At 72.9% G+C, this 8,041-nt stretch carries 11 protein-coding genes; 5 read left to right on the forward strand and 6 right to left on the reverse strand.

Annotated features, from left to right (window positions below):
• Nucleotides 1-6: 6 nt before the first annotated feature.
• A complete protein-coding gene (locus I8N68_RS12555; protein ID WP_200210090.1) occupies nucleotides 7-216 on the reverse strand; it encodes a hypothetical protein in 210 nt (69 codons plus the stop codon).
• A 304-nt stretch (nucleotides 217-520) separates the two neighbouring features.
• Here I8N68_RS12555 and I8N68_RS12560 point away from each other — a divergent pair, with 304 nt between their 5' ends.
• Nucleotides 521-997 (forward strand): cyclic nucleotide-binding domain-containing protein, encoded by a 477-nt coding sequence (locus I8N68_RS12560; protein ID WP_200210091.1) that lies wholly within the window; start codon nucleotides 521-523, stop codon nucleotides 995-997.
• 37 nt (nucleotides 998-1,034) lie between these two features.
• Here I8N68_RS12560 and I8N68_RS12565 read toward each other — a convergent pair whose 3' ends face one another.
• Nucleotides 1,035-1,343, reverse strand: coding sequence for a hypothetical protein (locus I8N68_RS12565; RefSeq protein WP_234039464.1), 309 nt, complete (start codon nucleotides 1,341-1,343; stop codon nucleotides 1,035-1,037).
• A gap of 219 nt (nucleotides 1,344-1,562) precedes the next feature.
• Here I8N68_RS12565 and I8N68_RS12570 point away from each other — a divergent pair, with 219 nt between their 5' ends.
• From I8N68_RS12570 to I8N68_RS12580, 3 genes are all read left to right on the forward strand, one after another.
• Nucleotides 1,563-2,066, forward strand: a complete 504-nt coding sequence (locus I8N68_RS12570) for a GNAT family N-acetyltransferase (protein ID WP_200210092.1) — start codon at nucleotides 1,563-1,565, stop codon at nucleotides 2,064-2,066.
• 10 nt (nucleotides 2,067-2,076) lie between these two features.
• Nucleotides 2,077-2,703, forward strand: coding sequence for a hypothetical protein (locus tag I8N68_RS12575; protein ID WP_200210093.1), 627 nt, complete (start codon nucleotides 2,077-2,079; stop codon nucleotides 2,701-2,703).
• Between the two features lie 133 nt (nucleotides 2,704-2,836).
• Nucleotides 2,837-4,159, forward strand: coding sequence for a hemolysin family protein (locus I8N68_RS12580; protein ID WP_200210094.1), 1,323 nt, complete (start codon nucleotides 2,837-2,839; stop codon nucleotides 4,157-4,159).
• Nucleotides 4,160-4,184: 25 nt separating this feature from the next.
• Here the strand turns inward: I8N68_RS12580 and I8N68_RS12585 are convergent, their stop codons facing one another.
• The 4 genes from I8N68_RS12585 to I8N68_RS12600 all read right to left on the reverse strand — a co-directional run bounded on the left by I8N68_RS12585 (nucleotide 4,185) and on the right by I8N68_RS12600 (nucleotide 6,600).
• Nucleotides 4,185-4,502 carry a PRC-barrel domain containing protein gene (locus I8N68_RS12585; protein ID WP_200210095.1) on the reverse strand — a complete coding sequence of 106 codons (318 nt, stop codon included), beginning with the start codon at nucleotides 4,500-4,502 and terminating at the stop codon, nucleotides 4,185-4,187.
• The gene (locus tag I8N68_RS12590; RefSeq protein WP_200210096.1) at nucleotides 4,489-4,869 is read right to left on the reverse strand and encodes a hypothetical protein; all 381 of its coding nucleotides are present in this window, start codon (nucleotides 4,867-4,869) and stop codon (nucleotides 4,489-4,491) included. Before I8N68_RS12590 ends, I8N68_RS12585 begins: the two co-directional genes overlap by 14 nt.
• Nucleotides 4,866-6,092, reverse strand: coding sequence for an NRAMP family divalent metal transporter (locus I8N68_RS12595; protein WP_200210097.1), 1,227 nt, complete (start codon nucleotides 6,090-6,092; stop codon nucleotides 4,866-4,868). The genes I8N68_RS12590 and I8N68_RS12595 overlap by 4 nt, the downstream gene beginning before the upstream one ends.
• Before the next feature lie 124 nt (nucleotides 6,093-6,216).
• The gene (locus I8N68_RS12600) at nucleotides 6,217-6,600 is read right to left on the reverse strand and encodes a PaaI family thioesterase (RefSeq protein ID WP_200210118.1); all 384 of its coding nucleotides are present in this window, start codon (nucleotides 6,598-6,600) and stop codon (nucleotides 6,217-6,219) included.
• A gap of 106 nt (nucleotides 6,601-6,706) precedes the next feature.
• Here I8N68_RS12600 and tyrS point away from each other — a divergent pair, with 106 nt between their 5' ends.
• Nucleotides 6,707-7,990, forward strand: a complete 1,284-nt coding sequence (tyrS, locus tag I8N68_RS12605) for a tyrosine--tRNA ligase (protein WP_200210119.1) — start codon at nucleotides 6,707-6,709, stop codon at nucleotides 7,988-7,990.
• The last annotated feature ends 51 nt before the right edge of the window (nucleotides 7,991-8,041 follow it).

The raw sequence follows: 8,041 nt of genomic DNA on the forward strand, positions 1-8,041 counted from the left end.
CCACCATCAGCGTGCTCTGGCGCGCGCGGCGCGGGCAGAGGCGCTGGACCCGACACTCGGGCCGTTGGTCCCGGCGGGCCGTCGGATCAGCCGGAGCACCAGGCCGGGCAGCGCGGCGACGTTCGCCGTCAGCAGCAGCAGGCCGGCCGGTACCACGTCGCCGGCCTGCACCCGGACCAGGCCCTCGAGGATGCGGCGCGCACCGTCCCCCTCCACCGTCGTCCGCCCGGGCCGGTCGGCGGCAGAGGCCTTGCGCCCGGCCGGCGAGGGACCATCGGCCCTGACGGTCGGGGCTGCGGCGCGGTCGGATGGAGGCGGGACGATCGACAAGGAGGTCGACAATGTCCACTGTCACCAAGTTCCGGGGCGGCATCCTCGAGATCACCGCGACCGTCGGCGTCACCGAGCCGACGGCCCGCGAGATCCCGATCACGGTGGAGCACAACGGCAAGCGGTGAGCGACACCCGAGGGGCCCGGCGGGTCGCCGGGCCCCTCGCCCGAGCTGAGAGGCGTGCGGCCATGACCCCACTGGAGATGCTCCGCGCACACCCCTTCCTCGCCGGCCTGCCGGAGGAGTGGCTGCCCCGGCTGACCGGCTTCGCCTATCCCGTGGTCTGGCATCCCGGGCACCGGCTGTTCCGCGCAGGGCAGCCGGCGGAACGGTTCTGGCTGGTGCGTACCGGCGAGGTGGCGCTCGACTTCCCGGTGTCGGGGCGCGGTGACGTGGGGATCGAGACGATCGGCGAGGGCGGGGTGCTCGGCTGGTCGTGGTTCTTCCCGCCGTACCGGTGGCAGTTCGGGGCGGTCGCGGTGCGGCGCACCACCGCGGTCGAGTTCACCGCCGAGGGCGTGCGCCGGATGATGGAGTCCGACGACCGGCTCGGTCGGCAGCTCACCGCCCGGTTCATGAGCGTGGTGGTGGACCGCCTCCAAGCGTCCCGGGTGCGCCTGCTCGACCTGTACGGCTATCCAGCGGCCCTGCCGCCGGCCGGCTGACCGGGCGGCTGTCCGCCCCGCGCATCCCGGCGGGTGCCTATCTTCCGTCGCTGCCGGCGGTGGGCGGCCCGGCCAGCGCGTACCGGCGCACGACCAGTTCGTCCACCTCCAGCCGGCCGATGCGCAGCTCCCGCACGACCGCCCGGCGGATCGCGAGCCGGCCGATCGCCAGCGCGCCCACCGCCACCGCGGCGAGCGCGACCGCGGAGAGCGCCAGCGACCCGACCGCCGTGGCGCCGAGGGCCCGCGCGCCGGCCAGGTGTGCGCCCGTGGCGGTGGCGGCGACGGCGCGGAATCCGGTGGCCGGCATGCTGCCCTGGTGTCGACGGAGGCGAGGTGTGGTCATCTGCTGATCGTCCGACGTCGCCCGGCGCGCCGGGCCCGTCCGGGCCCGGCGTCCACCGCCCGGGTGAACGCCGCCCCCGGCCGCACCCGGCCCCGCGGTCAGCCGGGTGCCGTCAGCACCCGGTCAGGCCGCGCGGCGAACTGGCCGCGGACCCGCTCCAGCAGCTCGTGCGCGGGCCAGCGGTCCCGAGTGCGCCGGTGGGCTGCGTATCCTCCGGCGGTGACCAGTGAGCTGCGGCTGCGCCCGGTGCGCGACGAGGACCTGCCCGAGTTCTTCGGCCACGAGCAGGACCCGGAGGCGAACTGGATGGCGGCCTTCGGCCCCGAGGATCCGGCCGACCGGGACGCCTTTGACGCCTTCTGGCGGCGCATCCGCGCCGACCCGCGGATCGTCGCCCGTACCGCGGTGGTCGACGACGAGGTGGTCGGGCACGTCCTGGCCTTCCCGGTTCAGGAGCGCATCGAGGTCAGCTACTGGATCGACCCGCGCCGGTGGGGGCGCGGTCACGGCACCGCCGCGCTGGGCGCGCTGCTGCGCGAGCTGCCGCAGCGGCCGGTGCACGCCCGGGCCGCCAAGGACAACCGCGCCTCCCTGGCGGTGCTGCGCAAGTGCGGCTTCGTCGTGGTCGGCGAGGACTCCGGGTACGCCAACGGCCGCGGCGCCGAGGTCGAGGAATGGCTGCTGGAGCTGCCCGCGGACGGCGCTGAGCTCGGCGACCACTAGTGTCGCCAGGGTGAATTGGCTGGAACTTGTCGGCTGGGCCGGCTCCGCGCTGCTGGTCTGGTCGCTGCTGCAGACGCGCATCCTGCGGCTGCGCGCGCTGAACCTGGTCGGCTGTCTGATCCTGATCGGCTACAACGCCGCGATCCACGTCTGGCCGATGGTCGGGCTCAACGTGGTGCTGACCGTGATCAACCTGTGGTACCTGCGAAAACTGCTGGGCACGCGGCACGACGAGCAGACGTACGAGGTCGTCGAGGTGGGCACGGACGACGCGTTCCTGGCCCACACGCTGCGGGTGCACAGCGCCGACATCGCCCGGTTCAATCCCGGGTTCCACTGGGACCCGGCCGACGGGCGGCGCTCGGCGTTCCTGGTGGTCCGCGCCGACGAGGTGGTCGGCGTGGTGCTGTCGCACGCCGAGGCCGGCGGGGTCGCCCAGATCGACCTGGACTACGTCACCCAGCGGTTCCGTGACTTCACCCCGGGTGAATTCGTCTACCGGCGCAGCCGCCTCTTCACCGACCGCGGCTTCCGCCGGGTGGTCAGCCCGCCCGGCATGGTCGCCCCCTACTACCACCGGCTCGGCTTCCGTCCCGAGGGCGACGCGTACGTGCTGGACCTGCCCGCGCCGGCCTGACCGGGTCGCGACCGTCGGGAGGATTCAGCCGCCCCCGGGTGGGGCACAGTGGGGCCTACGCCGACCGGGAGCCCCGGCCGGCGGCGTCGGCAGTTGCCGCCGGCGCTGGTCGCGGTGAGGGAGAGAACCGGGCGTGCAGAGCTACTGGAGTCAGCTGGCCCTGGTCGGAGTCCTGGTCATCGTCAACGCGGCCTTCGCCGGCAGTGAGATGGCACTGGTCTCGCTGCGCGACAGCCAGCTGCAACGGCTGGAACGCACCAGCCGTGCCGGCCGGACGCTGGCCCGGCTGGCCAAGGACCCGAACCGGTTCCTGGCCACCATCCAGATCGGCATCACCCTCGCCGGCTTCCTCGCCTCGGCCGCCGCGGCGGTCTCCCTGGCCAAGCCCCTGGTGCCGCTGCTCGGGGCCTTCGGGGAGGCGGCCGAGACCGTCGCCATCGTGGTGGTCACCCTGGCCCTGACCTTCGTCACGCTGGTCTTCGGCGAGCTGGCGCCCAAGCGGATCGCAATGCAGTCCGCCGAGCGCTGGGCGCTGCTGGTGGCCCGCCCGCTGGACCTGCTGGCCGCCGTCACCCGGCCGGCCGTCTGGGCCCTCGGCGCCACCAGCGACCTGGTGGTCCGCCTCGTCGGCCTGAACCCAAAGCACCAGCCCGACGAGATCGGTCCGGACGAGCTGCGCGACATCGTCGCCGGCAACCACGGCTTCACCAAGGAGCAGCGGACCATCATCGCCGGCGCGGTGGAGATCGCCGACCGGCAGTTGCGGGCGGTGCTCGTACCCCGGTTGCAGGTCTTCACGCTCGACAGTGGGACCACCGCGGAGGCCGCCCGGCTGGTGCTGGCCGCGACCGGCCACTCGCGGGCCCCGGTGGTCCGGCACGGCGGCCTGGACGACGCGGTCGGGGTGATCCACCTGCGTGACCTGGTCGGCGTGCCGGACGACCGGCCGGTCGACGAGATCGCCCGCCCGCCGATGCTGCTGCCCGACTCGCTGCCGGTGGTCGACGCGCTGCGCCAGTTCAAGGCCGAACGGCAGCACATCGCCCTGGTGGTGGACGAGCGCGGCGCCGTCGACGGGATCGTCACCCTGGAGGACATCCTCGAGGAGATCGTCGGTGAGATCTACGACGAGACCGACCGGGACCTCAGCTCGGTGCGCACCGAGGACGACGGCACCCTGGTGCTGCCCGGCACCTTCCCCGTGCACGACCTCACCGACCTCGGATTGGAGCTGCCCGGGCGGCCGAGCGGCGACTACACCACCATCGCCGGGCTGGTGCTGACCTGCCTCGGGCACATCCCCACCGTGGCGGGGGAGAGCGTCACCGTCGACGGGTGGGAGTTCGTCGTGGCGGACATCGACCACCGGGCGATCACCGAGGTGCGGATCCGCCGCGGTGCCGACGCCGGGTCGGACGACGCCGACGCGGCGCTGCTGGACGAGGCACGCAGCTGACCGGCGCGCCCGCCATCGACCCGACTCACTCCTGACCGCCCGGGGCGCCGAACGGGAAGCCGGGCACCGGCGGGGAGAGCCGGACCTGGTCGGCCGGGAGTTGATGGGTGCTCCGTCCCAGCAGCCGCGCGGCGACCCGCAGCAGCCACGGTCCGGACGGGTGCCGCTCCGGGCCGATCAGCCGGCCGGAGAGCCGGGTCCACCAGTGACCGGCGACGATCACGTCGGTCAGCCGCAGCCGGTCCGGCGGGAAGCCACCTCGGACCACCACGTCCACCACCCGGCCGAGCCGCCGCCCGTGCAGGTCGTACGCGGTCCGCCCGAGCAGCTCACCCGCTCGCACGATGCGCCCCCGGGATCCGGTCGATCAGGTGCCGGCGCAGCCAGACCTCCAGCGGTGACGCCGGCAGGTCGCCCGCCCGCACGCGCAGTCGCACCGCGCTGTCCATCCGGTCGATCAGGCTGACCGAGATCCGCACCGGCGGTACCGGCGGGTCGTCGACGAACCGGTCGGCGATCGCGACCAGCGCCCGCCCGATCCAGCCGCCCACCCGCTCGCCGAGCACCCGCTGCCCGGTGAGCAGGCAATCCAGGTACGGGTACCCCTCGTCGTCGATGGCGAACTCGATGTCGTCGACCCGGCCGACCAGCCGCCCGTCGGCGTCGATGATCTGCCGGTCGAGCAACCGCTTGGTGAGCTGGACCCTCACTGTCCCATCCTCGTGATGATCGCCAACGGGATCGCCGCCACCGACGCGACGACGATGAGCAGCAGAAACAGCGCGCCGAGCAGGTTGGTCCAGCGGCCGTTCACCCGATCGCCGAGATAGTTGCGGTCGTTCGCCACCACCAGGATCGGCAGGTATGTCAGCGGCAGCGCGACCGCGCTGATGATCAGCATGTACTCGGTGAGCTGAATCGGGTCGACCCGGGTCAGTAGCGCCAGCACCCCGAGCAGCACGCTGACCAGCAGCACGCTGTGGAACCGGGCGGCCTTCCGCGGGCTGATCCGCTTGCCCCACTGCCAACCAAAGTACTGCGCCGCCGCGTACGCCGCGGACAGCCCGGTCTCCAGCGCGGCGCCGAAGGTCACCGCGAAGAACGCCAGCACGGCCACCGCCAGCCCGATCCCGCCGAACGCCAGCACCACCGGCTGCGCCACCTGGTCGAGGGTGTCCAACGACGCCCCGCTCGGGTGGTAGACCACCGCCGCGGTGGCGATCAGCGACAGCGCCAGGAACCCGCCGACCGGGAAGCCGATCAGCACGCTCGAACGGGCGTCGGCCAGGTCGGCGGCGCTCCACCGCTCCTCCACCCCACCGGAGGAGAAGAAGAACACCTCGTACGGGCTCACCGTGGAGGCGAACAGCGCCACCGCCACGAACCAGTAGGCGCTCCACCCCTGCCCGGCGGAGCTGAGCTGCACGGCCTGTCGGCCGAGCCGACCCCAGTCGGTGGGCAGGGCGACCAGCGCCACCGCGAAGACCAGCAGCGCCAGCCCGGCCAGCCCGAAGACCCGTTCCATCAGCTCGAACCGCATCCGCCACAGCACCAGCCAGACGGCGAACGCGGCCACCGGCACCCACAGCAGGTAGCTCACCCCGGTGGCGAGCTGCACCGCGAGGGCCACCCCGCCCAGCTCCGCGGCGAGGGTGACCACCGTGACGACGTAGGAGGCGACCAGGTTGAGCAGCGCCACCCGGGGTCCCAACCGCTCCCGGACCAGGTCGAACACCGCCCGGCCACTCACCGCCGCGATCCGTCCGGCCATCTCGGCGTACGCGCAGATGCCCAGCACGCCGACGAGCAGCACCCAGGCGTGGGCCATGCCGAACCGGGCCCCGGCCTGGCTCGCCGCCACCAGGTCGCCGATGTCGACGAAGCCGCCGATGGCGGACAGCACGCCGAGGGTGGCGGCGAGGAGCTTCCTCACGTCGGCGGGCGAGCGGCTGGTCTCATCGCCGCGACGATATCCGCGCGAGAGGCTGCGTTTTCGTCGAATCGGGCAGCCCGGCGGTCCGGCCCGCTGGCCGGGGCCGCCGGGCGACGCCCGAGGATCAGGCGGCGGTGAGGTTCTGCAGGCGCACCTGGCCCCGGGAGACCAGCCGCCCCTCGTCGTCGGTGATCTCCACCTGCCAGAGCTGCTGGCTGCGGCCCCGGTGCACCGGGGTGCCGACCGCGGTCAGCTCGCCCTCGCGGACGGCCCGCAGGAAGTCGGTCTGGTTGGACACCCCGACCACCTGGCCCTTGTCGCCCAGCCAGAGCGAGCCGCCGATGCTGGCCGCCGTCTCCACCACCGAGCAGTAGACCCCGCCGTGCTGGATCCCGAACGGCTGGTGCAGTTCCGGCCGCACCTGCCAGCGGATGACCACCCGGTCGCCGCTGACCTCGTCGAGCTTCAGGCCCAGCAGGGCGACGAAGCCCCCGGTCAGGTCCGGCATCTCCACGGCAGCCCCTCCTCGCCTCGTACGGAAGCGCCAGCCTAGTCGCCGCCAGAAGGCAAACCCGGTACGGCCCGGGGGGCCTGATGGGGGAGAATCGGTGACCGTGACCGACAGCAACCTCCCGCACGGGCGGGACTCCCTGACCGAAGACCTGCGGTGGCGGGGCCTGATCCAGGACTCGACCGGCCTCGACGAGCTGCGCGAGCTGCTCGACGGCGGGAGCGCCACCTTCTATGTGGGCTTCGACCCGACCGCCCCGAGCCTGCACGTCGGGCACCTCATGCAGGTCACCACGGCCCGCCGGCTTCAGCTCGCCGGGCACCGGCCGCTGCTGCTGGTCGGCGGCGCGACCGGGCAGATCGGTGACCCGAAGGAGAGCGCCGAGCGGACCCTCAACTCGCCCGAGGTGGTCGCCGGTTGGGTCCAGCGGATCCGGGACCAGCTCGCCCCCTTCGTCTCGTACACCGGGGAGAACGCCGCGCAACTGGTCAACAACCTGGACTGGACCGGCGAGATGTCGGTGGTCGAGTTCCTGCGCGACGTGGGCAAGCATTTCCCGGTGAACAAGATGCTGGCCCGCGAGGTGGTCAAGGCCCGGCTGGACAGCGGGATCAGCTTCACCGAGTTCAGCTACCAGCTGCTGCAGGCCAACGACTTCTTCGAGCTGCACCGCCGGCACGGCTGCCAGCTCCAGTACGGCGGCTCCGACCAGTGGGGCAACATCACCGCCGGCGTGGACTACGTCCGCCGTCGCGGTGCCGGGCCGGTAGAGGCGTTCGTGACCCCGCTGGTGACCAAGGCCGACGGCACCAAATTCGGCAAGACCGAGGGCGGCGCGGTCTGGCTCGACCCGGAGATGACCAGCCCGTACGCCTTCTACCAGTTCTGGGTCAACGCCGACGACCGGGACGTCACCCGCTACCTGCGCTACTTCAGCTTCCGGTCCCGGCAAGAGCTGGAGGAGCTGGAGAAGGCGACCGCCGAGCGTCCGCAGGCCCGGCTCGCCCAACGCGCCCTCGCCGAGGAGCTGACCACGCTGGTGCACGGCGAACGGGAGATGGCCCAGGCGGTCGCCGCCAGCCACGCACTCTTCGGCCGCGGGTCGCTGGGCGACCTTGCCCCGGAGACGCTGCGGGCCGCGCTGACCGAGGCCGGCCTGGTGCACCTGGACGAGCTGCCGGACGTGGCCGGCCTGCTCAAGGAGTCGGGGCTGGTGCCGAGCATGAAGGAGGCCCGGCGGGTGATCGCCGAGGGCGGCGCCTACGTCAACAACACCCGGATCTCCGAGGTCGACGCCACCGTCGCCACCACCGACCTGCTGCACGGAAGGTACCTGGTCCTGCGCCGGGGCAAGCGCTCCTTCGCGGGGGTTGAGCTGCGCAGATAGACGTACGTCGAGCGTGTGACGGGCGACGCGTCCAGCGGAGTTGACGATCAA

It is taken from the genome of Micromonospora coerulea, from assembly GCF_016598485.1.
GTDB lineage: Bacteria > Actinomycetota > Actinomycetes > Mycobacteriales > Micromonosporaceae > Micromonospora > Micromonospora coerulea.